General features: G+C 63.3%; 27 protein-coding genes. 8 read left to right on the plus strand and 19 right to left on the minus strand.

Annotation, left to right across the window (positions count from 1 at the left end; genetic code table 11):
* Positions 1 to 239: 239 nt before the first annotated feature.
* Complete coding sequence (gene pnuC, locus CBW66_RS10985) at positions 240 to 830, minus strand: nicotinamide riboside transporter PnuC (RefSeq protein ID WP_083287304.1); 591 nt, start codon at positions 828 to 830, stop codon at positions 240 to 242.
* Positions 831 to 967: 137 nt separating this feature from the next.
* Here pnuC and CBW66_RS10990 point away from each other — a divergent pair, with 137 nt between their 5' ends.
* The gene (locus CBW66_RS10990) at positions 968 to 1,729 is read left to right on the plus strand and encodes an ABC transporter substrate-binding protein (protein WP_086140258.1); all 762 of its coding nucleotides are present in this window, start codon (positions 968 to 970) and stop codon (positions 1,727 to 1,729) included.
* A gap of 5 nt (positions 1,730 to 1,734) precedes the next feature.
* Here the strand turns inward: CBW66_RS10990 and CBW66_RS10995 are convergent, their stop codons facing one another.
* Complete coding sequence (locus tag CBW66_RS10995; protein WP_205701196.1) at positions 1,735 to 2,436, minus strand: isochorismatase family protein; 702 nt, start codon at positions 2,434 to 2,436, stop codon at positions 1,735 to 1,737.
* 57 nt (positions 2,437 to 2,493) lie between these two features.
* Entirely contained in the window at positions 2,494 to 3,360 is an 867-nt protein-coding gene (locus CBW66_RS11000) for a pirin family protein (RefSeq protein ID WP_086140259.1), read from the minus strand.
* A gap of 119 nt (positions 3,361 to 3,479) precedes the next feature.
* On the opposite strand from CBW66_RS11000, the gene CBW66_RS11005 reads away from it, so the two are divergent.
* Positions 3,480 to 4,385 carry a LysR family transcriptional regulator gene (locus CBW66_RS11005; protein WP_086140260.1) on the plus strand — a complete coding sequence of 302 codons (906 nt, stop codon included), beginning with the start codon at positions 3,480 to 3,482 and terminating at the stop codon, positions 4,383 to 4,385.
* A gap of 46 nt (positions 4,386 to 4,431) precedes the next feature.
* On the plus strand, positions 4,432 to 5,235 hold the full coding sequence (locus CBW66_RS11010) for a metallophosphoesterase family protein (protein ID WP_086140261.1): 804 nt from the start codon (positions 4,432 to 4,434) through the stop codon (positions 5,233 to 5,235).
* 10 nt (positions 5,236 to 5,245) lie between these two features.
* On the opposite strand, the gene CBW66_RS28965 is transcribed toward CBW66_RS11010, so the two are convergent.
* From CBW66_RS28965 to bla, 3 genes are all read right to left on the minus strand, one after another.
* A complete protein-coding gene (locus CBW66_RS28965) occupies positions 5,246 to 5,419 on the minus strand; it encodes a hypothetical protein (RefSeq protein ID WP_170933045.1) in 174 nt (57 codons plus the stop codon).
* 11 nt (positions 5,420 to 5,430) lie between these two features.
* Positions 5,431 to 6,639, minus strand: a complete 1,209-nt coding sequence (locus CBW66_RS11015; RefSeq protein WP_086140262.1) for an RtcB family protein — start codon at positions 6,637 to 6,639, stop codon at positions 5,431 to 5,433.
* Positions 6,640 to 6,918: 279 nt separating this feature from the next.
* A complete protein-coding gene (bla, locus tag CBW66_RS11020; protein WP_086140263.1) occupies positions 6,919 to 7,863 on the minus strand; it encodes a subclass B3 metallo-beta-lactamase in 945 nt (314 codons plus the stop codon).
* A gap of 138 nt (positions 7,864 to 8,001) precedes the next feature.
* Here bla and CBW66_RS11025 point away from each other — a divergent pair, with 138 nt between their 5' ends.
* Positions 8,002 to 8,805, plus strand: coding sequence for a metallophosphoesterase family protein (locus tag CBW66_RS11025; RefSeq protein ID WP_086140264.1), 804 nt, complete (start codon positions 8,002 to 8,004; stop codon positions 8,803 to 8,805).
* Here the strand turns inward: CBW66_RS11025 and CBW66_RS11030 are convergent.
* Complete coding sequence (locus CBW66_RS11030; RefSeq protein WP_086140265.1) at positions 8,775 to 9,329, minus strand: dihydrofolate reductase family protein; 555 nt, start codon at positions 9,327 to 9,329, stop codon at positions 8,775 to 8,777. The genes CBW66_RS11025 and CBW66_RS11030 overlap by 31 nt on opposite strands.
* Before the next feature lie 41 nt (positions 9,330 to 9,370).
* On the opposite strand from CBW66_RS11030, the gene CBW66_RS29395 reads away from it, so the two are divergent.
* Positions 9,371 to 9,958, plus strand: a complete 588-nt coding sequence (locus CBW66_RS29395; protein WP_170933044.1) for a TetR/AcrR family transcriptional regulator — start codon at positions 9,371 to 9,373, stop codon at positions 9,956 to 9,958.
* A 7-nt stretch (positions 9,959 to 9,965) separates the two neighbouring features.
* Here CBW66_RS29395 and CBW66_RS11040 read toward each other — a convergent pair whose 3' ends face one another.
* The 7 genes from CBW66_RS11040 to CBW66_RS11070 all read right to left on the minus strand — a co-directional run bounded on the left by CBW66_RS11040 (position 9,966) and on the right by CBW66_RS11070 (position 16,724).
* Positions 9,966 to 10,643, minus strand: coding sequence for a type 1 glutamine amidotransferase domain-containing protein (locus CBW66_RS11040; RefSeq protein ID WP_086140267.1), 678 nt, complete (start codon positions 10,641 to 10,643; stop codon positions 9,966 to 9,968).
* 22 nt (positions 10,644 to 10,665) lie between these two features.
* Positions 10,666 to 11,829 (minus strand): iron-containing alcohol dehydrogenase, encoded by a 1,164-nt coding sequence (locus CBW66_RS11045; RefSeq protein ID WP_086140268.1) that lies wholly within the window; start codon positions 11,827 to 11,829, stop codon positions 10,666 to 10,668.
* Between the two features lie 82 nt (positions 11,830 to 11,911).
* Positions 11,912 to 12,514 (minus strand): TetR/AcrR family transcriptional regulator, encoded by a 603-nt coding sequence (locus CBW66_RS11050; protein WP_086140269.1) that lies wholly within the window; start codon positions 12,512 to 12,514, stop codon positions 11,912 to 11,914.
* Between the two features lie 345 nt (positions 12,515 to 12,859).
* Positions 12,860 to 13,558: a glycoside hydrolase domain-containing protein gene (locus tag CBW66_RS11055; RefSeq protein WP_086140270.1), complete on the minus strand. Its 699-nt coding sequence runs from the start codon at positions 13,556 to 13,558 to the stop codon at positions 12,860 to 12,862.
* Between the two features lie 145 nt (positions 13,559 to 13,703).
* Positions 13,704 to 13,973 (minus strand): hypothetical protein, encoded by a 270-nt coding sequence (locus CBW66_RS11060; RefSeq protein ID WP_086140271.1) that lies wholly within the window; start codon positions 13,971 to 13,973, stop codon positions 13,704 to 13,706.
* 40 nt (positions 13,974 to 14,013) lie between these two features.
* Positions 14,014 to 15,258: a hypothetical protein gene (locus CBW66_RS11065; protein ID WP_086140272.1), complete on the minus strand. Its 1,245-nt coding sequence runs from the start codon at positions 15,256 to 15,258 to the stop codon at positions 14,014 to 14,016.
* A 68-nt stretch (positions 15,259 to 15,326) separates the two neighbouring features.
* Positions 15,327 to 16,724, minus strand: coding sequence for a hypothetical protein (locus CBW66_RS11070; protein WP_139841757.1), 1,398 nt, complete (start codon positions 16,722 to 16,724; stop codon positions 15,327 to 15,329).
* Between the two features lie 303 nt (positions 16,725 to 17,027).
* Between CBW66_RS11070 and CBW66_RS29780 the strand changes: the two genes are divergently transcribed.
* The 3 genes from CBW66_RS29780 to CBW66_RS11085 all read left to right on the plus strand — a co-directional run bounded on the left by CBW66_RS29780 (position 17,028) and on the right by CBW66_RS11085 (position 18,208).
* A complete protein-coding gene (locus CBW66_RS29780) occupies positions 17,028 to 17,228 on the plus strand; it encodes a LuxR C-terminal-related transcriptional regulator (RefSeq protein WP_086140274.1) in 201 nt (66 codons plus the stop codon).
* Between the two features lie 21 nt (positions 17,229 to 17,249).
* The gene (locus CBW66_RS11080) at positions 17,250 to 17,438 is read left to right on the plus strand and encodes a LuxR C-terminal-related transcriptional regulator (protein ID WP_268992737.1); all 189 of its coding nucleotides are present in this window, start codon (positions 17,250 to 17,252) and stop codon (positions 17,436 to 17,438) included.
* A gap of 230 nt (positions 17,439 to 17,668) precedes the next feature.
* Positions 17,669 to 18,208, plus strand: coding sequence for a hypothetical protein (locus tag CBW66_RS11085; protein ID WP_086142982.1), 540 nt, complete (start codon positions 17,669 to 17,671; stop codon positions 18,206 to 18,208).
* Between the two features lie 264 nt (positions 18,209 to 18,472).
* On the opposite strand, the gene CBW66_RS11090 is transcribed toward CBW66_RS11085, so the two are convergent.
* The 5 genes from CBW66_RS11090 to CBW66_RS11110 all read right to left on the minus strand — a co-directional run bounded on the left by CBW66_RS11090 (position 18,473) and on the right by CBW66_RS11110 (position 25,304).
* Positions 18,473 to 19,252 carry an enoyl-CoA hydratase gene (locus CBW66_RS11090; protein ID WP_086140277.1) on the minus strand — a complete coding sequence of 260 codons (780 nt, stop codon included), beginning with the start codon at positions 19,250 to 19,252 and terminating at the stop codon, positions 18,473 to 18,475.
* Between the two features lie 73 nt (positions 19,253 to 19,325).
* Positions 19,326 to 20,522 carry an acetyl-CoA C-acyltransferase gene (locus CBW66_RS11095; protein ID WP_086140278.1) on the minus strand — a complete coding sequence of 399 codons (1,197 nt, stop codon included), beginning with the start codon at positions 20,520 to 20,522 and terminating at the stop codon, positions 19,326 to 19,328.
* A 68-nt stretch (positions 20,523 to 20,590) separates the two neighbouring features.
* The gene (locus CBW66_RS11100; protein WP_230492230.1) at positions 20,591 to 21,088 is read right to left on the minus strand and encodes a PaaI family thioesterase; all 498 of its coding nucleotides are present in this window, start codon (positions 21,086 to 21,088) and stop codon (positions 20,591 to 20,593) included.
* Between the two features lie 11 nt (positions 21,089 to 21,099).
* Complete coding sequence (locus tag CBW66_RS11105; RefSeq protein WP_086140279.1) at positions 21,100 to 23,499, minus strand: 3-hydroxyacyl-CoA dehydrogenase/enoyl-CoA hydratase family protein; 2,400 nt, start codon at positions 23,497 to 23,499, stop codon at positions 21,100 to 21,102.
* A 14-nt stretch (positions 23,500 to 23,513) separates the two neighbouring features.
* Positions 23,514 to 25,304 carry an acyl-CoA dehydrogenase C-terminal domain-containing protein gene (locus CBW66_RS11110; RefSeq protein ID WP_086140280.1) on the minus strand — a complete coding sequence of 597 codons (1,791 nt, stop codon included), beginning with the start codon at positions 25,302 to 25,304 and terminating at the stop codon, positions 23,514 to 23,516.
* Positions 25,305 to 25,306: the final 2 nt, after the last annotated feature.

Genomic DNA, 25,306 nt, shown 5'->3' on the forward strand with positions numbered 1-25,306 from the left:
AACGGATGGGAATGACTTAGGGGATGCGTGGCCGGGCACGCACCGGCATCCACTGCGCCATGCATTGCATGGTCAGCTGGTGCCGGACGGCATAAAAACAGGAAGAAAGACTAAAGCGCAACATAAAAGACACCGGTAAGCGGGGAAAGGCCACTATATCCCGGTGTCTTTATGGCGTGAACGAATTAAAAATTGATTGTATATACGATTTGAATCTAAGGACTTGGTCTTTGGCAATATCAGGCGTCGGCCATCGCCTGCGGCGCGGCCGCCGCGCGGCGCGCCTGCACGCTCCACCAGTACCAGGAAATGACGGCATTAACCCAGTAGGCCGCGTACAGCACGGCCGTCAGGTGCAGGCCGCGGCTGTAGTAGAGCGGCACGGCCACGGTGTTGACCAGCAGCCAGAAGGCCCAGGTTTCGATGCGCCGGCTCATCAGCAAAAATTGCGCGATGATGCTGAAGACCAGCACCGCCGAATCGATGAAGGGCGCATAGGCGTTCGTGAAGCGGTGCAGCAGCATGCCGTAGATCGCCACGGAGGCGATGCCGGCCGGCACGACCCAGGCCAGGCTGCGCCGGCCCGTGCGCGTGATCGGCAAGGGTTTGCCGCCCGCGCCGCGCCGCCATTGCAGCCAGCCGATGACGCAGGTGACGATGAAAAACAGCTGCAGCATCACGTCGGCGTACAGGTTAACCTGGAAAAACAGCACGGCGAACAGCACGCAGCCGACCATGCCGATCCACCAGGAATGGATATTATTGCGTCCGGCCAGGATGATGGAGGCAGTCATCAAGACATTGGCGGCGATCTCGAGCGGTGGAGTCAAGCGGATTTCCTTAGAATGAAGGCAGGCCGTCACTATAGCCCATTTGATATCCGCAACCAGCCATGCACTGCTTGACTTTCGTGGCCATTCTGGCAAATTGGCAAGCACTACCACTTGAACCACTGCGGAGATGTTCCATGCGCTTGCGCCACGTGCTGCTTGCGGCAACGCTGCTCGGCAGCGTTTTGCCCGCCCAGGCCTGCCGCATGACGATGGCGCTCGAGCAATGGCCGCCGTACCTGTATCGCGACGCCCAAGGCCGCTATACGGGGCTGGACCTGGAATTGCTGCGCGCCATCTTCAAGGAAGCGCGCTGCACCTTGCTGACCGTGCCGGAACTGCCCACGGCGCGGCGCCAGCTGCTGTTCCAGACAGGCGGACTGGACCTGATGCTGGCCGCGTCCGAAACGCCGGAACGCCAGTCCTATGCCCGCTTTTCCATCTCGTACCGCGATGAAGCCGTCGGCGTCTTCGGCAAGGCCGGCACGCCCGCCGCGCAGCGCCATATCGCCAGCTTCGCGCAACTCGCGCGCGGCAAGGCCACCCTGCTGGCGCCCAAGGTGGGCTGGTATGGGGCAGAGTATGCGGCGGCCCGTGCGGCAATGGAAAAAGACGGCCGCCTGAATACCTTCGGCAGCTTCCAGCAGGGGTTGCGCATGCTCGACGCGGGCCGCGCCGACCTGCTGCTGGGCGACGTGCTGGCCGTGCGCCACGAAGCGCGCCTGCAGGGCGTCGCCTTGACCGCCCTGCCCTTCCTGGCCCTGCGCGCGCCCGTGCACCTGATGCTCAATGCGCGCACGACCAGCGCCGACGACCTGGCGCGCCTGGATACCGCCATCGCGCGCCTGGAGCAGCGCGGCGCGCTGGCGGCGATACGCGCCCGCTACGACGCGCCGTAAGGCGCTCAGCCCTTGCTGGCCGCTTCCAGGATTTCCAGCTTCGTCTCGCGGCCATGCTGTTGCACGCCCTGCGCCTTGTCATAACTTTCGATCAGGGCGCGGTACGGCGGCACGATATGGTCCGTCATGATGGCGGCGAAATCCATCGCATCGGCGCGGTTCCAGGTACTCATCACTTCAGCCAGCACGGCATACGTGTCGATCGCCACGGCGCCCGCCTGCGTGACGCGCGCCATGGTGATGTCGGTGGCCATCTTCGACCAGTTGCCCGACGCGTCGATGATGGCAAACACCTTGTAGCCGGCCGCCAGCGCGCTGATGGTGGGGAAGGCCATGCACACGCTGGTGAGCGTGCCGGCGATCAGCAGGGTCTTGCGGCCCGTCTTTTCGATGGCCTCGACCCAGGCCGGATTGTCCCAGGCATTGATCTGGCCCGTGCGCGCGATGTAGACGGCATCCGGGTTGAAATGGTGGATTTCCGGGATCAGGGGGCCGTTCGGACCGTCGGGCACGGAAGCGGTGGTAAAAGTCGGCATGTTCGCCAGGCGCGACAGCTTGGCGAGCGCCGTGACGTGGCCGCGCAGCACGTGCTGCTCGATGTCGCGCACCAGCTGGAACAAGCCGCTCTGGTGGTCGATCAGCAGCATGACGGCGTCGTCGGGATCTATCATCGGCGGCAAGCCTTGGAAGTTGGCGGGGGTGCTCATGGCGGTCTCCTGAAAAACCATGCCGCGGGATGCGGCATGGGTACTGCATGACATGGCTTACGGCGCGAGGCGGGCGAAGCGGCCGCTGTGGAAATCCTCGAACGCCTGCGCGATTTCCGCTTCGGTGTTCATGACGAAGGGGCCATGCCCGACGATGGGCTCATCGATCGGCTCGCCGCTCAGCAGCAGCACCACGGCGTCGCTGTTCGCCTCGACGGTAATGCTGTCGCCATCGCGCCCGAACAGCGCCATCTGCGCTTCGCGCACCACGCTCTCGCCATTGACCAGCACCGTGCCATGCAGGACGATCAGCGCCGTGCTCCAGCCCCGCGTCACGGGCAGCTGCATCAGCTTGCCCTGGGCCAGGCGCACGTCCCACACCTGCATCGGCGAGAACGTGCGGGCCGGGCCATGCTGGCCCGCGAAGTCGCCGGCGATCACGCGCACGGAGCCTGCGTCGTCCGGCAGCGCCACCGTGGGAATCGTGTCGCTGGCGATGGCCTGGTAGCCGGGCGCCGTCATCTTGTTTTTCGCCGGCAGGTTCACCCACAGCTGCACCATTTCCAGGGTGCCGCCCGACTGCGTGAAGGCAGGCGAGTGAAACTCTTCATGCACGATGCCGGCGCCGGCCGTCATCCATTGCACGTCGCCGGGGCCGATCACGCCGCCCTGGCCCGTCGAATCGCGGTGCGCCACTTCGCCCTGGTAGACGATGGTCACCGTCTCGAAGCCGCGGTGCGGGTGCGAACCGACGCCGGGCGGACGCGTGCCGGGTACGAATTCGGCGGGGCCGGCATAGTCGAGCAGCAGGAAGGGGCTCAGCTGCTTGCCATGGCCGCTGTACGAAAACATCGAGCGCACGGGAAAACCGTCGCCGACCCAGTGCTGGCGCGGTGCGCTGTAGATACCGGTAACTGTGTTCATCTCGATCTCCTTTTGGGGTTTGCATTCCGATGGACACAGCTTACGCTTGCACCGATGGAGGCGGTAGGCGGTAAAATTCGCCATCAGCGTTCCAAAAATAGAACGATCAAGGAGGCGGCATGCAGGACTTGAACGACTTGGCTTACTTTGTGCAGGTGGTCGACCATGGCGGCTTCGCGCCGGCCGGGCGCGCGCTGGGCGTGCCGAAATCAAAACTAAGCCGGCGCATCGCGCTCTTGGAAGAGCGCCTGGGCGCGCGCCTGCTGCAGCGCACGACACGGCATTTTTCCGTCACCGACGTGGGGCAGACGTTTTACGAGCATTGCAAGGCGATGCTGGTGGAAGCGGAGGCGGCGCAGGAAGCGATCGAACTGACGCGGGCCGCGCCGCGCGGCACGGTGCGCCTGTCCTGCCCCATCGCCCTGCTGCATACGCTGGTGGGCCCCATGCTGGCCGGTTTCATGCGCGCGCATCCGCAGGTGACCCTGCTATTGGAAGCGAGCAACCGCCGCGTCGACCTGGTGGCCGAAGGCATCGACGTGGCCATCCGCGTGCGCCCGCCGCCGCTGCCCGACAGCGACCTGGTGCTGCGCGTGCTGGCCGAGCGCAGCCAGTGCATGGTGGGCAGCCCGCTGCTGTTCGCCGGCGCGCCGCTGCCTGCGGCCCCGGCCGACCTGGCCGGCTGGCCCAGCCTGGCCCTGGGCACGCCGCAGCAGCACTACCAGTGGGATTTATATGGCCCGGACGGCGCGCGCGCCCAGCTGCGCCACGTGCCGCGCTTCGTCACGGGCGACATGCTGACCCTGCGCGACGCGGCCGTGGCCGGCGTGGGCGTGGTGCAGCTGCCGACCATGATGATCACCGAACAGGTGGCCGACGGCAGCCTGCTGCCGCTGATGGCGCAGTGGCGGCCGCGGCGCGAAATCATCCACGCCGTCTTCCCGTCGCGGCGCGGCCTGCTGCCGGCCGTGCGCGCGCTGATCGACTACCTGGCGCACAGCTTCGCCGCGCTGGAGGAAGAGTGAGGGTTTTCAGGTACGATGGCGTACTGCCGAATCGCCTGGATACCGCATGCGTTTATTGATACTGTCGGACCTGCACCATGAGCTGTGGCGCGAGGAAGCGCCGCAAGGCGATCTCGCGCTCAGCTGCCCCGACGCCGTGATCCTGGCCGGCGACATCGATACGGGTTCCCGCGCCGTCGCCTGGGCCGCCACCGCGTTTGCGGGACTGCCGGTGCTGTACGTGCATGGCAACCACGAAGGCTATGGCCACCACCTCGACAAGGTGCGCCAGGAACTGCGCGCGGCCTGCGCCAGCACGCAGAACGTGCATTTCCTCGACTGCGGCACGCACATCATCACAGACAAGGCCGGCAACAAGGTGCGCTTCCTGGGCGCCACCCTGTGGACGGATTTCCGTTTGCTGGGCGACGACACGCGCCAGGCGGCCATGCGCGACGCGGAAGCCGTCATGAACGACTACCGGCGCATCCGCCTGGCCAACATGGGCTTTCGCAAGCTGCGCGCGGCCGATACGGCCATGTTCCACGCGCAGCAAAAAGCCTGGCTGGCGCGCGAACTGGCGCAGCCCTTCGACGGCCGCACGGTGGTCATCAGCCACATGGCGCCGTCGCTGCTGTCGGTCGACGATGCCTACGGCAGCGAAGGCTGCCCGCCCGCCTACGCCTCGCGCCTGGACGACCTGGCCGCGCAGGCGGACCTGTGGGTGCATGGCCACCTCCACGTCTCGCGCGACTACCGCATCGGCCCGTGCCGCGTCGTGGCCAACCCCTGCGGCTACAAGACGCGCGGCGGCACGCCGCAAAATCCCCGGTTCAACCCGAACTTCGTCGTCGAACTGCCGTCGTGTTGATTCAGGCGCGCTAATCCTCGGGCTTGAGGCGCCCCGCCAGCCATTGCTGCAGCCGGTACTTGCCGGCCCGGCGCGCCGCGCGCGGCGACGCTTCCGACTGATGCGCGCCGGCGCCGCCGCGCAGCCTGGCGGCCGCCACCAGCGGGTTGCGCGGCTTGGGCGGGATTTTCACTTTAATCTTCATGGCCACTCCTTTCAGCCCTTGATGCAAACGACCTGGTGCAAAATATGCACCACTTCCACCAGGTCGCTCTGATGCGCCATGACGGCGTCGATATTTTTATAAGCGGCGGGGATCTCGTCGATCACGCCGCCATCCTTGCGGCACTCGATGCCGGCCGTCTGCTCGGCCAGGTCGAAGCGGTTGAAGCGGCGCTTCGCCTCGCTGCGGCTCATGCTGCGCCCCGCCCCGTGCGAGCAGGAGCAGAACGATTCCGGCATGCCCTTGCCACGCACGATGAAGCTGCGCGCCCCCATGCTGCCGGGGATGATGCCCAGCTCGCCCTGCCGCGCCGAAATGGCGCCCTTGCGCGTCACATAGACATCCTCATTGCCATGCGTTTCCCGCGAGATGTAGTTGTGGTGGCAGTTGATGGCTTCCCCGTCGAGCCGGAACGGCGGAGCAAACTTCGCCAGCACGTCGAGCACGCGGCGCATCATTTCGCTGCGGTTGAGCAGCGCGTAATCCTGCGCCCAATTCACCGCTTCCACGTAGTCGTCAAATACCGTGGAACCCTCGCTCAGGTACGCCAGGTCCGCGTCCGGCAGCTGCAGCTGGTGGCGCCGCATGTCCTTCTGCGCGGCGGAGATAAAGTAACGGCCGATCACGTTGCCGATGCCGCGCGAACCCGAATGCAGCATGATCCACACCCGCTGCTCCTCGTCGAGGCAGATTTCAATGAAGTGATTGCCGCCTCCCAGGGTGCCGGCCTGGCAAATCCACGTGCGCTCGAACTGGCGCAGCATCTTGGCAATGCCCCGGTGACGCTCGACGATATGCGCCAGCCGGTCGCCGAGGGGCCGCACGGCGCGCGCCTGGCGCGAGCCTTGCACGCGGCTCCATTCATGTTGTTCGAAGCCGACGGGCACTTCCGCTTCGATGGCGCTGCGCAGGCGCGCCAGGTTATCGGGCAGGTCGCTGGCCGTCAGGGTCGTGCGCACGGCGTTCATGCCGCAGCCGATGTCGACGCCAACGGCGGCCGGGATGATGGCGCCGCGCGTGGGAATCACGCTGCCGACGGTAGCGCCGATGCCGGCATGCACGTCTGGCATGGCCGCCACATGCGGATGGACGATGGGCAGGCTGGCGATATGGTGCAGCTGGCGCAGCGCCTGGGCGTCGATATCGTCGGTAAAGATATGCACGGGCACGTGAGCGCCGCGCAGTGTCTGATGAATGGGCATAACGTCTTCCTTGGTATTGTCGTTATGCCGGGGTCGTCCAAAACAAAAAACCCCGGCGAGTTTCCTCACCGGGGTTTTGAAGGACACCGGCTCGGGATCGGCAATGTGCCGATGGCCCCGAGCGTCATGCACGGGGCTAGTGGTAGTACAACTTGCTGCCAGCCTGCTCGAACATGGGTTTTCCTTTCTTTTGTCTGGTTAATCTGAACTGCGGACGATGATTCTGCACCTTATGCTGCAGTGCGTCAACCGCTTTTCATGGCGAAGACGCCAACGTTGTTATTTTGTCGCAGCCGCTTTTTCCTTCGCGATGCGGGCATCGAGCTTGACTTCATTTTTGGCCGCGTAATTGCGGCACGCCTGCGCATCGATGAAAGGATTCGGCGTGACGCCTTCCAGCAATTGCGTCAATTTAAGGTCGCCGCCGGAGTGGTCCGGGTGGGCCGAGATCAAAATATCGCACGGCAGTTTGGCGAAGTCCTGCATGACGCGGCGGAAGGCCGGCGTCAGGTCGCCATGGCGGTCATCGCCCAGATAGTGAAAATCGTCGGCCGCCACCGGCGTGAGGCTGGCGCCGAACACCACGTTCAGGCATTCCGTGCGCTGCGCATCCTCGCACGAGACCCAGGTCCAGCTGGTGCTGCCCGGCGTGTGGCCGGGCGTGTAGCGCGCCGTGATGGTCACCTCGCCCAGTTGCAGGGTTTCGCCATCGGCGATCTCGCGCACGTTTTCCACGGCCGGCATGGGATCGATTTCGCCCGCCTGCGGGTCCATGGCGAGCACCGCGCCCGCGCGCAGCGCCTGCGCGCCGAGCGGGCTGGCGACCACCTGCGCGCCGCTGTCGCGGGCCAGGGCGGCGATGCCGCCCGAATGATCGAAATGCGCTTCCGTATTCAGGATGAACTTGATGTCTTCCAGGCGAAAGCCCAGCTCGAGGATGTGTTCCTTGATGGCGTCCACCGATTGCGGCAACGCGCCATCGATCAGGATCAAGCCGTCGCGCGTATCGATCAGCACCACGCTCAAGCCGCCCACGCCCACGTAATATGTGTCGCCATGAATGCGCGCCGGCTGCTGCGGGCGATTCCACTGCGCCGCGTACGGCGAGGCGATCGGCTGCGTCAGGGGATCGGCGGCAGGTGTGGCCGCATGCGCGGAAAACGGCAGCGCCATGGCGGCCAGCGCGATACTGAGCAAGGTCTTGGGAAGGAAGAAAGGCGGCATGCGGCTCCAGTAATGAGTGTGCGGTAATCGATGCCAAAGAGTAACGTCGCTACCCTCGCGCGGTCAAGCAAGCCATTATCCGCACTTGCGTTACGATAGAGGTCCCTACACTTTCGTGCGCCTTGCCGCCCTATTGCCATGCGTCTGCTGATCCTGTCCGACCTGCACCTGGAAGTCTGGGGTGAAGACACGCCCGCCATCGACCTTGCCGCCAGCCGCCCCGACGTGGTGATCCTCGCCGGCGACATCGACACGGGCAGCAACGCCATCGCCTGGGCCGCGCGCACCTTCGGCGCCCTGCCCGTGCTGTACGTGCATGGCAATCACGAAGGTTATGGCCACCAGCTGGAACACATGCAGGAAGCCGTGCGCGACGCCTGCGCCAGCGCGAATGCGCAGGGCGCCAACATCCGCCTGCTCGACGGCGACGCCGTGACGCTCGATGGCGTGCGCTTCCTCGGCGTCACGCTGTGGACGGATTTTCTGCTGTTCGGCGCCGAGCGCCGGGAGGAAGCCTTGAGCGCGGCGCAAAGCTACATGCCCGACTACAAGCGCATCAGCACGGGCGGCGATGCACCGCGTCTCTTGTGCGCCAGCGACACGGCGCAGCTGCATGCGCAGCACCGCGCCTGGCTGGAACGGCAGCTGGCGCAACCGTTCGATGGCAAGACGGTGGTCATCACGCACATGGCGCCGTCGATGCTGTCGGTGGAAGAGCAATACGCGACGAGCCTGGGCTCGCCCGCCTTCGCCTCGCAGCTGGACGAGCTGGTAGCCCAGGCCGACCTGTGGGTACATGGCCACATGCATGCCTCGCTCGACTACCGCGTCCAGGAGTGCCGGGTCGTCTGCAACCCCTGTGGCTACAAGCGTCCGGACGGCACGCCCGAGAACGAGCGTTACGACACAGGCTATATCGTCGACCTCGCCGGCATGGCTTGATTTTTCCGATAGCGCAGCTGTACCACGCCGCTGGGCAGCTGGCGCGTGTGGTCCAGGCGCCAGTCACTGCGCGGCAAGCTGTCCTCGAACAGGCGCACGCCCTTGCCCAGCACCACGGGCAGCATGGACAAGGTCAGGCTGTCGATGACGCCCTCGCGCAAGCCCGCGCGGGTGACGGCGCCGCCATCGAGATACACGTGGCGGCAACCCTCCTTTGCCAGCCCCTCCAGCACTTCCCGCACGCTGCCTGCGCGGCACTGCTCGCCATGGCGCGGCGCGAAATCGCGGTGGCTCAAGACCACCACGCGCTTGCCCGCATACGGCCACGGCTCGAAGCCCAGCACGGCGTCATACGTGGTGCGGCCGATCAGCAGGGTATCGACCTGCTCCATCAAGGCCGTGTAGCCGGTGGCGTCGGGCGAGTCGGGCGCCAGTTCGGCCAGCCAGGACAGGTCGCCGTTTTCTCCCGCGATACAGCCGTCGATGCTGATGCCGAGAAAGACACTGACAAAAGGCTTTTTCATGGATATTCCTTTAGTTAATTCTACAGTGTAGAATTATGCCCATGAAAAGCCAAAAACTTCAAGATGCGGAATCTCCCGTGCGCCGCGCCGGACGTCCGCGCCGCGTTGCGCCCGCGCTGGACAGCGCCGCCATCCTGCAGGCGGCCCTGACCCTGCTGGAAGAGCAAGGCGAAGCGTTTTCCATGCGCGCGCTGGCGCAGCGGCTGGGCGTCGATGCCATGGCCCTGTATCACTATTACGCGGGAAAAGAGGAATTATTGCTGGCCTTGATGGCGCAGCGATTTGCCGCGCTCGATCCGCGCCAGCCGCCGTTTACGCAACGCCAGGGGCCGCAGCGCCGCCTGTTCGCGCTGTGCGCGCTGTACCTGGAACTGGTCAGCGCCACGCCGTATTTCGTGCGCCTGATGGCACGCGGACTGGTGACGCAAGCCGATGTGGCAGAGCGGTTTACGGCACTGTTCGAGCTGGCCGTGGAAGCCCTCGATCTGGATAAAAAAAGCCGGCTGCGCGGGCGCGATGCGCTCGTCGATTTCCTGCACGGTTATGCGCTGGCGGGCAGGCCCGCCAGCGAGACAGGCTGGCATGCATCGGTCGGCCTGATCCTGGCGGGCATGGCCGCCGGTCACTAGCCGAGCATCAAGCCAGCAGCTTGAGCAGCGCCTGGGCGGCCACTTCCGACGAGGCCGGGTTCTGGCCCGTGACCAGCAAGCCATCGGTGACGGCGTACGGCTGCCAGTCGCCCAGCTTCGAATAAATGCCGCCGTTTTGCTTGAGCATGTCCTCGACGAGGAAAGGCACGATGGCCGTCAAGCCGACGGCGTCTTCCTCGGTATTCGTAAAGCCCGTCACCTGCTTGCCGCGCACCAGCGGCGAGCCGTCGGCCGCCTTCACGTGGCGCAGCACGCCAGGCGCGTGGCAGACGGCGGCAACGGGCTTGCCGGCGGCGATCATCTGCTCGATCAGCGCGATCGAGTGCGGGTCTTCGGCCAGGTCCCACAGCGGGCCATGGCCGCCCGGGTAGAACACGGCGTCGAAGTCGGCCGCCTTCACGTCGGCCAGCTTGCCGGTGTTGGCCAGCACGGCTTGCGCAGCGGCGTCCTGTTTGAAGCGGCGCGTGGCGTCCGTTTGCGAATCGGGTTCGTCGCTTTTCGGGTCCAGCGGCGGCTGGCCGCCGTTGGGCGACACCACCGTCAGCTGCGCGCCCGCTTCCTGCAAGGCATAGTAGGGCGCGGCGAATTCTTCCAGCCAGAAGCCGGTTTTCTTGCCCGTGTCGCCCAGTTGATCGTGCGAGGTCAATACCATCAGGATGTTCATGTTGTTTCCTTTTATGTCAGGGTTACAGTGCTGCTTCGAGGATACGGCGGCTGCGCGCGAGGTCGATATCGCGGTGTTCGCCGAGGGAGGTCATGCCATGTGCTTCCAGTTGCGTCAAAACGGCTTCCACCGCTTCCTGGCCCAGCTGATAGGCCGACAAGCGGGTCGGGATGCCCAGCCCCTCAAAGAAGGCGCGGGTGAGGGCGATGGCGGCGGCGATACGCTCGTCGTCGCTGCCCTGCGTGATGTTCCAGACACGCTCGCCATACTGTAACAACTTGCCGCGTTTCTGCTCGCGCTGCACGTCCAGCAGTGCGGGCAGCACCAGGGCCAGGGTGCGCGCATGGTCGATGTCGTACAGGGCCGTCAGTTCGTGGCCGATCATGTGGGTGGCCCAGTCCTGCGGCACGCCGGCGCCGATCAGGCCATTCAGGGCCAGGGTGGCCGTCCACATCAGGTTGGCGCGGGTGGCGTAATCGTCGGGCGAGGCGAGCGCCTGCGGCGCGATCTCGATCAGGGTCTGCAGCAAGCCTTCGGCAAAGCGGTCCTGCACCTTCGCCTGCACCGGATAGGTCAGATACTGTTCCGTGGTGTGGACAAAGGCGTCGACCAGACCGTTGGCCACCTGCGTGGCCGGCAAGGTAAACGTTTTGCCGGGGTCGAGCACGGAAAACTGCGGGTACAGCAGCGGGTTGCGAAAACTCAGCTTGTCCTGCGTGGCTTTTTTCGTCACCACGCCGCCGCTGTTCATTTCCGACCCTGTGGCCGGCAAGGTCAGTACCGTGCCAAACGGCAGAGCGCGCTGGACGTTGGCACCGCCGCGCTCGGCGATTTCCCACGGTTCGCCGTCGTACAGGGCGGCGGCGGCGACGAACTTGGTGCCGTCGATCACGGAGCCGCCGCCGACGGCCAGCAGGAAGTCCAGCTTCTCGCTGCGCACCTGGGCCACGGCGCGCATCAGGGTTTCATAGCTGGGATTGGGTTCGATGCCGCCAAACTCCTGCACCGTGCGCTGGCCCAGCGCAAGAGCAGCGCGCACTTCGGCCAGGGTGCCCGTCTTTTCCGCGCTGGCGCCGCCGTACAAGATCAGCACGCGCGCATCGTGCGGCACCAGGGTGGACAATTTGGCGACGGTATCAAGACCGAAGACGATACGGGTCGGGTTGTGGAATTCAAAATTCTTCATGCTGCTCCTTTATTATTAGACTGGTCGTCTAGAATGCAGTTCAAAAAAACGCGGACGTCTGTCATCCGCGTACCTGGCGCCCTTATTGATCCGGCGGCAGCTGCAACATGGCCAGGGTCGCGCGCCAGGCCGTTTGCAAGGCGCTGGCGTCGCGCCGCAGCTTGGTCAGCATGGCCGCGCCCAGCCACAGCTGGTACAAGGTGGCGGCCATCTGTGCCGGGTCGGCCACCGATGGCAGCGAATCGTCCACCCTGCCCCGCGCGATGGCCAGGGCCAGCCTGGCGATGATGCGGTGGGTGCCGTCAAGCAACGCCACGCGCATCGGTTCCGACATGTCCGCCACCTCGCTGCTGAGCTTGACCACCAGGCAACGGCAGTCGCAGCCGCTGCCATCGAGGCTGTCGCTGGTCCAGCTGGCCCAATACGCCATCAGCGACTGCGCCGCGTTCTGGCCGGGCTGGCCCAGCACGAGCTCCATTTCGTCCAGGTAGCCGGTGACGTAATCTTCCAGCATCGCTACACCAAACAATTCCTTGGACTGGAAGTAATGGTAGAACGAGCCCTTGGGCACGTCGGCGGCCGACAAAATCTCGTTCAGCCCCACGCCGGCAAAGCCCTTGCGCGTGATGATGGCCTTGCCCTGGTCGATAATGTGCTGGCGCACGTCGGTGTATTCAGCTTTCATGCGAGGCATTGTAGCACAATTAGACCAGTCGTCTAGATTCAATTCAAGCCAGAGAAAAATTCTGGGCTCAGCCCCTCAAGGCCGCTAGCTCAGCGGCTTGGACTCACGGGCGTGGACGTTGAGTCGCGTAAGCTGAGACCGAATTTTTCCGCCGTCCATAACTTGGCGCGGGAATTTTCACGCAAGGCGAAATTATTCAGATTGCCTGGACTTCAGCTAGCCGCCAGATGCGGACAGGTAAACTCGTTTGTAAGGAGCGGCATGATTCTCCGTGAACAGCTCGCTCACTCTCGCGCCAGCCTCTCGGCTCGCTTTACTACTGTTCACGACTCGGATGACAACTCCTCACGCAGGCGCGCTCGGATCAGCCACGCTGGCGCAGCTGAGGTCAGCTTTCATGCTGGTGATCGGTGCCCCGGGCAGGTCGAGCTCACAGTTCTGCTCGCATTGCCATGCTATTGCGGCCGTATAGCCGCAACTGGCAGGCGCGGAGTCCGGAAAGCCCTCGATCGAGCCCTCGTAGCGGTGTACGGCTACGCTCGCGACCTTCCAGGCCCAGATGCGCAACGCGGGCGTCGGATTGAGTTGGCCGATCAGCGTCGCCATGCCGGGCGCCAGTTGATGCGAGCAATAGATGCCAGGCTTGTAGCCGCTTTCGGTCACTGCAGTGGCCCAGGCGCTGACATAGGCTTGCGCGTCTTGGCTCGGGCTGCTGCCGTCTTCCCAGTCGAGAAAAATGTACGACTGCGGAGGGAAGCCCTCTTTGCTCGCGAGCTCGGCGGCCAGCGAACCGTCATTGCTGCCTTGCGGCCCCACGGCATTGTGGGAGCCCGGCCCCGCAGTTTGCTGGCCGACGAAGATGGGCGCCATACCCCAGCCCTGGGCTAACAGCAACTGGCGCTGGCCCATCCAGCTGGTATTGTCGTGGCTTGGTGCAGGCGCGAGGTAATAGCCGCACCATCTGAGATTGGTATTGGCCTTCAGCCATGCAAGTTGGGCGAGGCCTGGGTGGATGTCGGTATCGAATCCTGCGTAGTTGGTCATGGCATTTTCTCTCTGCTTGAGCGCCGAAGGGCGCGAAGATTCGTGAATCGCACGGCGTTTGATTTTCCTGCGGCGCGGGTGGTCTGTGCGCCGAGCAAGATTCGCTCGGCGTTTGACCTTCCTGCGGCGCCAGTGCAGGTCCGGGTTAGCGGGCCGAGCGGGTCTTGATGACGCGTGCCTGGGTGATAACGGCGTTGGACGGAACCACGGTCACCGCCGTCGGATGCGTGCGGTTGTAGGCCGCGTACGCTGCCGAGACATTGCTCGTGAGAGAAGGCTGCAGGCCGTCGACCTGGCCCTGCGTCGGCTGGACGCCATGCTGGTGTCCGTCGGCATACTTCAGCTCATCCGATTTCACGTTTTTACTCACCGGAGCAGCGGCGTAGTATTCGAGCCATACGAAATAGTCAGGCATTTGATTTCCTTTAGAGTGGAGTGGGTCTGAAAAAATCCGGTCATGGGGCCGGAGGGAAAGTGGCCACATCCGTGCTGACCACGCCGAGCAAGATAGGCAAAGTCGATGGGACGGGGCCGATGGTAATGGTCTGGACATCGTCGCTATAGACGGCCCCCTTGCTGCTCGCCGATGCGATCAGCTTCGAGTCGAAGTTAAGGGGGCCGATGCTGACAGAGTCGCCCTGCGGGTCGGACAGGAGCGTCTTCGCGTTCTTGAAGACCTCGCGGTCGTCGAAACGCAGAATGACGGTGGGTTCGAAGGCGATGACGACCTGATAGATGCGGCGCGCGAGAACGCCGCCTGCTGCAAAAAATAAAGCCTTGTCCGTTGGCGAAAGCTGGTCGGCGAACAGCCGCACCGCGGTGTCGCTAAACCATCGGGCGGGCCCGATCATGAAGGTGCCGAGCCCCGTGAACGAGACCTCAAGCGAAAAATTGCTTGAGCCTCTATTGGCAGCGAGCGCCACGGGCCGGTAGTGTTCGACGGCCGCTTGCGCTGAGCTCGGCGGTAAGGCGGGAGGCTGCGCCGTATCGACTGCGAACGCGGACTGCAAGGGAGCGGGGGCGGCCACGACAACCCTGAAAAAGGCGGGCGGTGTTGGCACCTGGGGTGCCACAGCCGGGTCCGGCGATGGCTGCGCGGCCAAGGTACTGACTGACGGCGGCATCAACGCGTGCATCGATGGAGACGATCCAGGCGGATCGCCGATGCGCGAACTGAAGCTGATCACGCCGCCGGCGCGGGTCTGGCCCCTGGCGCTCAAACTCTGCCACTCCTGGTATCGCGTACGAAACCCGGTGTCGAGTTCGTAGGCCGGTAAAAACATGGCCTGCAATCCCTGTGCCGTCCCGCCCTGCCCCGGCGGCAGGTAGCCAGCCGGCGATTGCGTGCCCACTTTCGCGGGCATGTTGAAGCCGGTTTGCGCCGCGCTATTTGCGGCGGCCATATTGGCCTGTGCCATCGCCAGCGCCGGCGATTCTATGCGCTGCAGAAAGAACCCATAGGCGTCGCTCAGGCTCGCTTGGGGCACGAAGTTGGGCGCCGCAGCTGGCACCGTGTCGCCGATGCGGAAGATCTCGGCATTGGCGACTTGCGGGTCGGCGTTCGCGAAATCCGCCATCAGCGTCGTCTGACCGAACGCGAAGTGTTGGCCGGGTCCCAGCCCGCCGGGAAACAGCGTGCTCACGAGAGCCCGGGACCACTCCGACCATGCCACTTCGAGCCCGCCTTCAGGTGTTGTCATGATTGATCTCTCCAACCGGAATGCTACGGAGGGGCCCGCTCGCGCGGGCCTGTGGGGGGCGGACTACCTTAGACCTTGCTACTGACTACGCCGAGAAGCACGGGCATCGTCGACTTAATCGGTCCGATCTTCAGCGATGACGTCGCGTCGTCGTAATGGATCTTGTCCTTCGATGAATCGGCCCCGCCGGAGCCGCTGAAGCTGAACGGACCGACCCCGACGGAGACGCTCGCCTGGGTCTGCCACGAGCTCTTCAGCCGGCTGTAGTCGGCGGCACTGAGCTTCACCGTGATCGTTGGTTCAAAGCCGAGCACCACCTGCGAGGCCCTGCGCGCCAAGGCACCGTCGTCGGAAAAGAAATCCGGTGCACCCGGCTTCAACTTGCCCTTATAGGTCGACAGCAGCGAACCGTTCTGCCACCAGGGACCGGGGGTGATGCCGAAGGCCTTCACGCCCACGAATTCGACGTCGACGCTGAAGTCGGAAGAACTGGCATCCACGCTCACCGACTGCGCGCTCGACGACGACGACGCGCTGGCCGACCAGAAGAAACTGCTCCAGCTCGCCTTGGCCGACGCATTCCAGCCCGATTCCTGGTAGTCGTAGTCGTTGCTGTGCGAATCGAAGTGGAACGTCTCTCCGATCTGGCCGGCCGCGCTCGCCTTCTGCCATTCGGCGTAGGTCGCGGCATAGGCCGTGTCCAGCGAGTACAACGGCACGAACGAAGAGACGCCCTGGGCCGTCGTACTGGTGCTGGCCGCCGCGGCGGCACCGATCACCGCTGCCGTCGATCCCGGTGGAACGTAGGTCGCGGACGTGACCTGCATGTTGTAGCCGTTCTGCTTCATCGGATCTTGGGCGCCGCCATTGATACTGGTGATCTGGCGCGCCAGTTGAACCTGCGCATATCCCGGCCCGTATAACTGGCTGCTCAGCTGGTCGACCTGGGACTGGGCGCCGTCGAGCTGGCTCTTGGCAACAGCTAACTGCGGGTAGTTGGTCAGGACCCAGGATTGGAAGGGCGCGATGGTGTCCCCGACCGACGTGGCGGCCGTCTTCTGGGCCAGGTATTGCGTCACAGCGGCGGTGTATTGGCTGTTGTAGCCGGTCTGTATGGCAACCAGGCCAGGTGTTGCGCCCCCGTCGCCGTTAATTGCGATGTTCAGTTGCGACTGCAGGTTTGGATTGCTGTCGCCGCCGAGATCAATCCAGTCGAGAAATTGCGAGTACGAGGTCAGCAAGCCACTGGGCGCGGGATTGTAGGCGGGGCTGTTGGCAGGAACGATGTCGCCGAGCGCATAGACGCCATAGTTCGTGACACCGGGATCGGTAGCGTTGAGATTGACGGAGCGTGCCACCGACGCGGCCGAGAACACCATGTCTGAGCCAATGCCGCCGGGAAATAGCTTGGACTGCATGGCCTGCATCAACTGCGCCCACATTTTGGATTGATCTACGTTTGCCATCTTGGTTACCTCAAGTTAAGGGTTCGTTTCGGAAGCAGGTTGCATTTGCGGCCTGCCTACGTAATATCCTTTTTAAACTTGAGTGTTACCATTACCGTCGATGACGCGCCATGACCAGACAATAACCCGGCATAGGAACAAGAGTGACAAATTCAACCCGATTCCGGCCTTGGCCGTGGATCGCCAACCCATGCCGACGGCCACGTCATTCAGCCGCCCCAGAGCGAGCCCGGGCCAGAAATGGCGCAGCGTGCGCGCATCGAAGCCTCTTGATCTGGCAGACAGACGGGGAGCAGCTGGTCAATGAGCCATGAATCTGCGCCGTTCACCCCGCGCGAGTCACAGATTTTGCTAGCCATTGCTGGTGGGCTGTCGTGCCGAGATATAGGCACCCGGTTGTCGATCACTGAGTCGACGGTCCGCAAACACCGGAGCAACATGCTCAACAAACTTGGCTTACGCAATGCAGCTGAACTCCTTTCGTACGCCCGAAACGCTGGCTGAATCCGGACGAGCCGAGTCCCCTTGGCAGCAGGCCTTTCTAGGCGAGAACACGAAGTCATGGTTCTCATCATTCAGGGCCGAACGAGCAAGGAAATCGCACGTCTGCTTGGCCTCAGCGTACTGACCGTGCGCAAGCACCGCGAGAATCTCCTTCGTCGAATAGGCTTACGCAGCACTGCCCAGCTGATTGCGCTCACCCTGGGCTCGTAAAAACGGCGTGTGGAGTTGGCAGGTAGCGAGCGCATGGAAGCGACGGCTTCGGCTGATGGTCAGACTTGCTCCAAAAGGTCAATACTTCGGTATCCAAAACGATGTAAATGACTCGGTATTCCAAGCCATGTCACTACGACATTGGGAGTATTGAGTTATCAAAAAGTAAATCGCATTATAAATAATGGACCGCAGACATCGTGTTTGACGGCCGAAAAATTTAGGGATGCATGATGGATAAAGAACCGATTGCAACGGCTGCGTTGCCTTCAAAAGTCGGCCTCACCACGGCAATAGCGCGCACGGGCACCGTTGGGCTTGAGGAGACGAGCGACGCCATGGAGGGCAACGCTACTCGCGGCAAGCCTGGCCAGAGGCGTCCGACGTTTCGCTTTCTGGTAAGCCAGGACGAGGAACACGTACGGCTCGAACTCAGCGTGGAAGGTTCCGCCGTCGACTTGGGAGAACGCGCTCATCATCAAACGCTGCTGATGCTTGCCCGGGAGCGGCGGGGGGACGAGTGTCAAAACGTGATCCCCTCGGAGGCTGGCTGGCGCGACGTGGTGTCGCTGGAGGAGATGCTCGGCATCGACACCCAGCATATCAACACGCACTTGTTCCGGGCACTGCGCCAGCTCTCCCCTGCATTGCGCCAATTGGCGATCGCGTTGGATCTCGTTGAACGCCGACGCGGACAAGTACGTTTCGGGGACGCTGCCTTTGAGGTGGTCGATTGGAAAGGACTTGCGGCATCAAGATCCGACTCCTAATGCGCGATACATGAAAATGCATCTACGTTCAATTGTCTGATTGCTGACAATCCTCCCGCATGCTCATTTCTGTTTTCCAGAGTATCGCTCGCCTGGCGTCGCCGCCAGGCATACTAAGTTGCGAGGATCATCTTTGCACCGTATTGTCGAATGAATTAGAAAAGAGGTCCCGTGAAAGGAACTTCTTTTCAACTTGTGCGAGAAAAATCCCGACTGCTGTGACACTCAACGTCAACGATGGAAGTCTGCCCCCCGGCAGTCAGCTTAGGCGAACTTCTTGAAATCCGGCTTCCTCTTTTCAAAGAAGGCCGTAAACGCTTCCTTCGCCTCGGCGCCGCCCAGCATGGCGCTGAACAGTTTGTTTTCCTCGGCGATGGCAGCCTTCATCGGTTCCATGCGGCTTTGCTTCATCAGGCGCTTGGTGGCGCGGATGGAAGCCGCTGGCAGGGCCACCAGCTTGGCCGCCTGGCCTTGCGCGAAGGTCATCAAGTCGTACAGGGGCACGACTTTCGACACCAGGCCCATTTCCAGCGCTTCGCTGGCCGGGAAGGACTCGCCCAGCATCAGCTTTTCCGCCGCGCGCGGATAACCGGCCAGTTGCGTGAGCAGCAGGCTGGAACCGAATTCCGGGCACAGGCCCAGCTGCGTGAACGGCATCGAGAAGCTGGCATTGTCGGCCGCGTAGACCAGGTCGCAGTGCATCAGCAAGGTGGTGCCGATGCCGATGGCGGGGCCGGAGACGGCCGCCACCACGGGCTTGCTGCTGCCGTACAGAGCGCGCATGAACTGGAACACGGGACGGTCATGGTCGAGCGAGCCATCCTTCGGGCGCGCCGTCTTCATGAAGTCATCGAGGTCGTTACCAGCGGTGAAAATCTCGCGCTTGCCGCAGATCAGGATGGCGCGTACTTCATCGTCCGTCTCGGCCGCCACCAGCGCATCGGCCAGGGTCTGGTACATGGCGCCCGTGATCGCATTCTTGCGTTCCAGGCGGTTGAATTCCAGGGTCAGAATGCCCTCGCTCTTGCTGCACAAAATATCCATGTCGTCTCCAAAAAGATAAAGGGCGCCGGGGTAATCCCGCAGCGCCCTGTTTTATAGCCTTAGTACGTCGAACTTAGACGCGTTCAAAAATTCCGGCGGCGCCCATGCCGGCGCCCACGCACATCGTGACCATGCCGTACTTCTGCTTGGTGCGTTGCAGCGCGTGAATGACGGTGGCGGCGCGGATGGCGCCGGTGGCGCCCAGCGGGTGGCCCAGGGCGATCGCGCCGCCCATCGGGTTCACTTTGGCCGGGTCCAGGCCCAGGTCGCCGATGACGGCCAATGCCTGTGCGGCAAACGCTTCGTTCAGCTCGATCCAGTCTAGCTGGTCCTGCGTGATGCCGGCGGCGGCGCATGCTGCCGGGATGGCGAATTTCGGACCGATGCCCATGATTTCCGGCGGCACGCCGCGCACGGCGAACGAGGAGAATTTCGCCAGCGGAGTCAGGTTATGCTCGCGCAGGATTTTTTCGGAAACGATCAGCAGCGCGCCGGCGCCGTCGGACATCTGCGAGCTGTTGGCGGCCGTGACGGTGCCCTTGGCGGCAAACACGGGTTTCAGTTTTGCCAGCGACTCCATCGACGAATCGGCGCGCGCGCCTTCGTCCGTGTCGACGGTGCGGCGGCTCACGTCCACCTGGCCGGTCGCCAGGTTCGGCGTGCGCGTGATGATTTCCACGGGCGTCGTTTCGGCCTTGAAGAAACCGGCTTGCTGCGCGGCGATGGCGCGGCGATGCGATTCGACGGAAAACGCGTCCTGCTGTTCGCGCGACACTTTCCATTGCTGCGCCACTTTCTCGGCCGTCAGGCCCATGCCGTAGGCCATGCCGATGTTCTCGTCGCTGAACATATCCAGATTCATCGATGGGTGGTGGCCCATCATCGGCACCATCGACATCGACTCGATGCCGCCGGCGATCATGACGTCGGCTTCGCCCACGCGGATGCGGTCGGCCGCCATGGCAATCGCCGTGATGCCCGAAGCGCAGTAGCGGTTGACGGTCACGCCGCCGACGGTTTTCGGCAGGCCGGCCAGCAGCACCGAGTTACGCGCGATGTTGAAGCCCTGCTCCGCTTCCGGGAACGAGCAGCCGATGATGGCATCGGTGATCAGTGCCGGATCCAGGCCGGGCGCTTGCGCCAGGGCCGATTGCAGCACGCGCACCAGCAGGTCGTCCGGGCGGGTATTCTTGAACATGCCGCGCGGCGCCTTGCCGATCGGGGTGCGGGTTGCAGAGACGATGTAGGCGTCTTGAAGTTGTTTGCTCATTTTGTTCTTTCAAAGATGTTGAACGAGGTTCGTGTTCTGTCGAATGTCCGGGTGGCTCAGGTAATCTCTTATCGCTTCTGCGACAGATACCAGTCCACCGTCACCTGTGCCGCCAGCGTGCCTTCGGCGTCGAAAATATCGACCGCCACGGGAAACGCCACCTTGCCGTCCTGCGCCAGCTGCGCCTTCAAGGCAGCCAGGTCGCCAGGCACCCGGCCTTCGGCGCGCGTCGCGCCCCGGGCCACCTTCTGGTAGGCGATGCGCGACTCCTTGGCCACCGGGCGCAAGCCCAGTATCAGCTCGGCGAAGCCGCCAGCCATGGCCGCGCCGGAAGCCGTTTCGGCCAGGGTAAACAAGGCGCCCGCATGCTGCGTGCCCAGGTGATTATGCAGTTTGGGATCGTCCGGCAGCGACACCTTCGCGGTGCCGGCGCCGATCTCGTCGATGCTGATCCCCAGCAGCCGCACGAAGGGCAAGGTGTCCATCATCTGTTGTTTGATACGGTCATACACCATACTTGGCCTCACGCGCAGCAATACTTTAAATACGAGGGACAGGATCGTCATCGACGTTGTGCTTAGTTGCGTACCGGCTTACCGGTCTGCATCATGCCCATGATCCGTTCCTGGGTTTTCGGATGGTTCAACAGCTCCAGGAATGCCTTGCGTTCCATATCCAGCAGCCACTGTTCGCTGACGAAGCTGCCCTGGTCCACATCGCCGCCCGATACGATCTCGGCGATCATCTCGCCCAGCTTGAAATCGTGCGCCGAAATGAAGCCGCCGTCGCGCATGTTGACCAGCTGCGCCTTGATGGTGCCCCAGCCGTAACGGCCCGTGACCTGGATCAGCGAAGGGAGCGCCGGACGGAAGCCCGCGTCGAACATGGCGCGCGCTTCGACCTTGGCCACGTGCAGCAGCTCGTAGGCGTTGAACACGATCACGTCGTCTTCCTTCAGGTAGCCCATTTTCTTCGCTTCCAGCGCCGATTTCGACACGTTGGCGGTGGCCGCATTGGTGAAGCCCGTTTTCAGGAATTGCAGGATGTCGTTGCCCTTGGCTTCCTTGTAGGCGCGCTGCGCCGCTTCCTTCAAGCCGCCGCCGGCTGGAATCAGGCCCACGCCCACTTCCACCAGGCCGATGTAGGACTCGATCGAGGCCACGCGCTTCGAAGCGTGCAGCGCCAGCTCGCAACCGCCGCCCAGTGCCAGGCCGGCGACCGCGGCGATCACCGGCACGTTCGCGTATTTCAGCGACATGAAGGTGTTCTGCAGTTCGGCGATGATCGGATCGACGGCTTTCACGCCGCCTTGCATGAACGCCGGCAGGGCCGATTGCAGGTCGGCGCCGGCCGAGAAGGCGCCGCCTTCGGCTGCGTCGGCGTGCCAGATCACCAGGCCCTTGAAGTTCTTCTCGGCTTCAGCCAGCGCGAGCTTGAGTCCGTTAATCACGCCTTCGCCGATCACGTGCATCTTGGTCTTGAACGAGATGATCAGGACATCGTCGCCCGTATGCCAGACGCGCACGGATTCGTCTTCGAAGACGGTGGTGCCGGCGGTTTTGCCGTCAATGGCGCCGCTACCGAGGACCGGCGCGCGGAACGGCTGGCGGTCGTACACGGCCAGGTTAGAGCGCGGCACGAAGCTGTTCGACACGGCGGAGTACGAACCTTCCGGCGTATGCACGCCGCCTTTTTCAGCGACCGGACCTTCGAAGACCCAGGCAGGCAACGGCGCGTTGCACAGCGCGTGGCCGGCGTCGATGTCTTCCTTGACCCAGTTGGCCACTTGCAGCCAGTTCGATGCCTGCCACGTTTCAAACGGGCCGACGTTCCAGCCGAAGCCCCAGCGCATGGCGAAGTCGATGTCGCGCGCATTGTCGGCCACGGTATCGAGGTGAATGGCGATGTAGTGGAAAGCGTCGCGGAAGATCGCCCACAGGAACTGGCCTTGCGGGTTCGTCGATTCGCGCAGCGCCTTCATCTTCTTGACCGGATCCTTTTCCTTCAGGATGCGGGCGATGATGTCGGCAGCCTTGGCGCCGCCGGCCACGTATTCACCGGTGGCGAAATCGAGGCGTTGAATTTCCTTGCCAACCTTCTTGTAGAAGCCCGCGCCGCTCTTCTGGCCCAGCGCGCCCTTTTCCACCAGCTTGGCCAGCACTTCCGGCGTCTTGTAGACGGCGGCGAACGGATCGTTCGGCAGGTAGTCCTGCATGGTCTTGATCACATGGCCCATGGTGTCCAGGCCGACCACGTCCGCCGTGCGGAAGGTGCCCGACTTGGCGCGGCCCAGCTTGGAACCGGTCAGGTCATCGACGACGTCCACGGACAGGCCGAATTTTTCGGCTTCATGCACGATGGCCAGGATGCCGAACACGCCCACGCGGTTGGCGATGAAGTTCGGCGTGTCCTTGGCGCGGACCACGCCCTTGCCCAGGGTGGTGGTCAAAAAGCCTTCCAGCTGGTCACTGATTTCCGGCTTGGTGAACTCGGTCGGGATGATCTCGACCAGGTGCATATAGCGCGGCGGATTGAAGAAGTGCACGCCGCAGTAGCGCGATTTCAGGTCGGCGTCGAAGCCTTCGGCCAGCTTGGTGATCGACAGGCCCGAGGTGTTCGAGGCGAAGATCGCGTTCGGGCCGATGTGCGGAGCGACCTTCTGGTACAGGTCGTGTTTCCAGTCCATGCGCTCGGCGATGGCTTCGATGATCAGGTCGCAACCGGCCAGCAAGTCCAGGTTGTCTTCGTAGTTGGCCACCTGGATCAGCGCGGCGTCATCCTTGTTGCCCAGCGGCGCAGGCGACAGCTTCTTCAGGTTCTCGATGGCGCGCAGCACGATGCCATTCTTCGGACCTTCCTTTGCCGGCAGGTCGAACAGCACGACCGGCACTTTCGCGTTGATGCAATGAGCGGCGATCTGCGCGCCCATCACGCCGGCGCCGAGGACGGCTACTTTTTTAACGATGAAATTGGTCATATTTTCCTCAAGTCTTAGAACAGGTCTGCGTCGAGTGCCATCAGGTTGGCCGAACCGGAGCGCGCCTGACGGATCAGGGTTGCCGTTTCAGGCTGCAAGCGGGCGAAGTAGAAACGTGCGGTAGCCAGTTTGGCGGTGTAGAACTTGTCGCCGCTGGACTCTTTTTCGAGGGCGATCTTGGCCATCTGCGCGAACAGGTAGCTGTAGATCATGTGGCCGACGACGCGCAGGTAAGGCACGCAGGCCGCGCCCACTTCGTCCGGATTCTGGAAGGCCTTCATGCCGATTTCCATGGTCAGCTTGGTGACTTTGTCGCCCAGGTCGCCCAGCGGGGTGACGAATTCGCTCATCGCTTCATCGGTGCCGTTGTCTTCGACGAAGGCCTTGATCTTTTCGCCGAACTTGCGCAGCTTGGCGCCGTTGTCGCCCAGGATCTTGCGGCCCAACAGGTCCAGCGACTGGATGGTGTTCGTGCCTTCGTAGATCATGTTGATGCGCGCGTCGCGCACATACTGCTCCATGCCCCATTCCGAAATGTAGCCGTGGCCGCCGAACACTTGCATCGCGTCCGAGGTGGCGATCCAGGCGTTGTCGGTAATAAAAGCCTTGATGACGGGCGTCAGCAGCGCCACTTCGTCGGCCGCGTCCTTGCGCACATCGGCGTCCGGGTGGTGCAGTTCGCGGTCGATCTGCAGCGCCACGTACGACGTGAAGGCGCGTGCGCCTTCCGCGTAGGCTTTGCCCGTCAACAGCATGCGGCGCACGTCAGGATGCACGATGATGCGGTCGGCCGGCAGTTCCGGGTTCTTGATGCCGGACAGCGAACGCATTTGCGTGCGGTCCTTGGCGTAGATCAGCGCGTTCTGGTAAGCGATTTCCGTCAGGCCCAGCGACTGCATGCCCACGCCCAGGCGGGCCGCGTTCATGAAGACGAACATGGCGTTGAGGCCCTTGTTCGGCTGGCCGATGATCCAGCCTTTCGCGCCGTCCAGGTTCATCTGGCAGGTCGAGTTGCCGTGAATGCCCATCTTTTCTTCGATGGCGCCGCAGGTGATCGGGTTGCGCTCGCCGATGGAACCGTCCGCGTTCGGCAGGAATTTCGGGACCAGGAACAGCGAGATGCCTTTCGAGCCTTCCGGCGCGTCCGGCACGCGGGCCAGCACCAGGTGCAGGATGTTTTCCGCCATGTCATGCTCGCCGGCCGAGATAAAGATCTTGTTGCCGGTGATGGTCCAGGAACCGTCCGCCTCTGGCAGCGCTTTCGAGCGCAGCAGGCCCAGGTCGGTGCCGCAGTGCGGTTCGGTCAGGCACATGGTGCCCGTCCACTCGCCCGACACCAGCTTCGGCAGGTAGACTTCCTTCTGGTGGTCGGTGCCGTGTTCCTTCAGGCACTCGTAGGCGCCGTGCGACAGGCCGGGGTACATGGACCAGGCCTGGTTCGACGAGTTCAGCATTTCATAGAACGAATTGTTCAGCACAACAGGCAAGCCCTGGCCGCCGTATTCCGGATCGCAAGCCAGTGCCGCCCAGCCGCCTTCGACGTACTGCTTGTAGGCTTCCTTGAAGCCTTTCGGCGTGGTCACGCTTTTCGTGACGGGGTCGTGGTGGCAGCCTTCGCGGTCGCCCGAGTGGTTCAGCGGGAACAATACTTCGGAGGTGAATTTGCCGCCCTCTTCCAGCACCTGGTTGATGATGTCGGCGTCGACGTCGGCGTACGACGGCATTTGCTTCAGTTCTTCTTCCACTTGCAGGAACTCATGCAGGACGAATTGCATATCCCGGATTGGCGCGACGTATTGACCCATAA

The organism is Janthinobacterium sp. GW456P (assembly GCF_002127655.1).
Taxonomy (GTDB): Bacteria; Pseudomonadota; Gammaproteobacteria; order Burkholderiales; family Burkholderiaceae_D; genus Janthinobacterium.

Bases quoted from the DNA above. Each gene is read 5' to 3' on its own strand.
- CBW66_RS11030 (WP_086140265.1), bottom strand. From the start codon at position 9,329: ATGAAAAAGCCTTTTGTCAGTGTCTTTCTCGGCATCAGCATCGACGGC.
- CBW66_RS11085 (WP_086142982.1), top strand. From the start codon at position 17,669: ATGATGGATAAAGAACCGATTGCAACGGCTGCGTTGCCTTCAAAAGTC.
- CBW66_RS11045 (WP_086140268.1), bottom strand. From the start codon at position 11,829: ATGAAGAATTTTGAATTCCACAACCCGACCCGTATCGTCTTCGGTCTT.
- CBW66_RS11005 (WP_086140260.1), top strand. From the start codon at position 3,480: ATGCAGGACTTGAACGACTTGGCTTACTTTGTGCAGGTGGTCGACCAT.
- CBW66_RS11095 (WP_086140278.1), bottom strand. From the start codon at position 20,522: ATGAGCAAACAACTTCAAGACGCCTACATCGTCTCTGCAACCCGCACC.
- CBW66_RS11055 (WP_086140270.1), bottom strand. From the start codon at position 13,558: ATGACCAACTACGCAGGATTCGATACCGACATCCACCCAGGCCTCGCC.
- CBW66_RS29780 (WP_086140274.1), top strand. From the start codon at position 17,028: ATGAGCCATGAATCTGCGCCGTTCACCCCGCGCGAGTCACAGATTTTG.
- CBW66_RS11050 (WP_086140269.1), bottom strand. From the start codon at position 12,514: ATGAAAGCTGAATACACCGACGTGCGCCAGCACATTATCGACCAGGGC.
- CBW66_RS11105 (WP_086140279.1), bottom strand. From the start codon at position 23,499: ATGACCAATTTCATCGTTAAAAAAGTAGCCGTCCTCGGCGCCGGCGTG.
- CBW66_RS28965 (WP_170933045.1), bottom strand. From the start codon at position 5,419: ATGAAGATTAAAGTGAAAATCCCGCCCAAGCCGCGCAACCCGCTGGTG.
- CBW66_RS11040 (WP_086140267.1), bottom strand. From the start codon at position 10,643: ATGAACATCCTGATGGTATTGACCTCGCACGATCAACTGGGCGACACG.
- bla (WP_086140263.1), bottom strand. From the start codon at position 7,863: ATGCCGCCTTTCTTCCTTCCCAAGACCTTGCTCAGTATCGCGCTGGCC.
- CBW66_RS11000 (WP_086140259.1), bottom strand. From the start codon at position 3,360: ATGAACACAGTTACCGGTATCTACAGCGCACCGCGCCAGCACTGGGTC.
- CBW66_RS10990 (WP_086140258.1), top strand. From the start codon at position 968: ATGCGCTTGCGCCACGTGCTGCTTGCGGCAACGCTGCTCGGCAGCGTT.
- CBW66_RS11090 (WP_086140277.1), bottom strand. From the start codon at position 19,252: ATGGATATTTTGTGCAGCAAGAGCGAGGGCATTCTGACCCTGGAATTC.
- CBW66_RS11065 (WP_086140272.1), bottom strand. From the start codon at position 15,258: ATGACAACACCTGAAGGCGGGCTCGAAGTGGCATGGTCGGAGTGGTCC.
- CBW66_RS11060 (WP_086140271.1), bottom strand. From the start codon at position 13,973: ATGCCTGACTATTTCGTATGGCTCGAATACTACGCCGCTGCTCCGGTG.
- CBW66_RS11010 (WP_086140261.1), top strand. From the start codon at position 4,432: ATGCGTTTATTGATACTGTCGGACCTGCACCATGAGCTGTGGCGCGAG.
- CBW66_RS11100 (WP_230492230.1), bottom strand. From the start codon at position 21,088: ATGACGATCCTGTCCCTCGTATTTAAAGTATTGCTGCGCGTGAGGCCA.
- CBW66_RS10995 (WP_205701196.1), bottom strand. From the start codon at position 2,436: ATGAGCACCCCCGCCAACTTCCAAGGCTTGCCGCCGATGATAGATCCC.
- CBW66_RS11110 (WP_086140280.1), bottom strand. From the start codon at position 25,304: ATGGGTCAATACGTCGCGCCAATCCGGGATATGCAATTCGTCCTGCAT.
- CBW66_RS11025 (WP_086140264.1), top strand. From the start codon at position 8,002: ATGCGTCTGCTGATCCTGTCCGACCTGCACCTGGAAGTCTGGGGTGAA.
- CBW66_RS11015 (WP_086140262.1), bottom strand. From the start codon at position 6,639: ATGCCCATTCATCAGACACTGCGCGGCGCTCACGTGCCCGTGCATATC.
- CBW66_RS29395 (WP_170933044.1), top strand. From the start codon at position 9,371: ATGAAAAGCCAAAAACTTCAAGATGCGGAATCTCCCGTGCGCCGCGCC.
- CBW66_RS11070 (WP_139841757.1), bottom strand. From the start codon at position 16,724: ATGGCAAACGTAGATCAATCCAAAATGTGGGCGCAGTTGATGCAGGCC.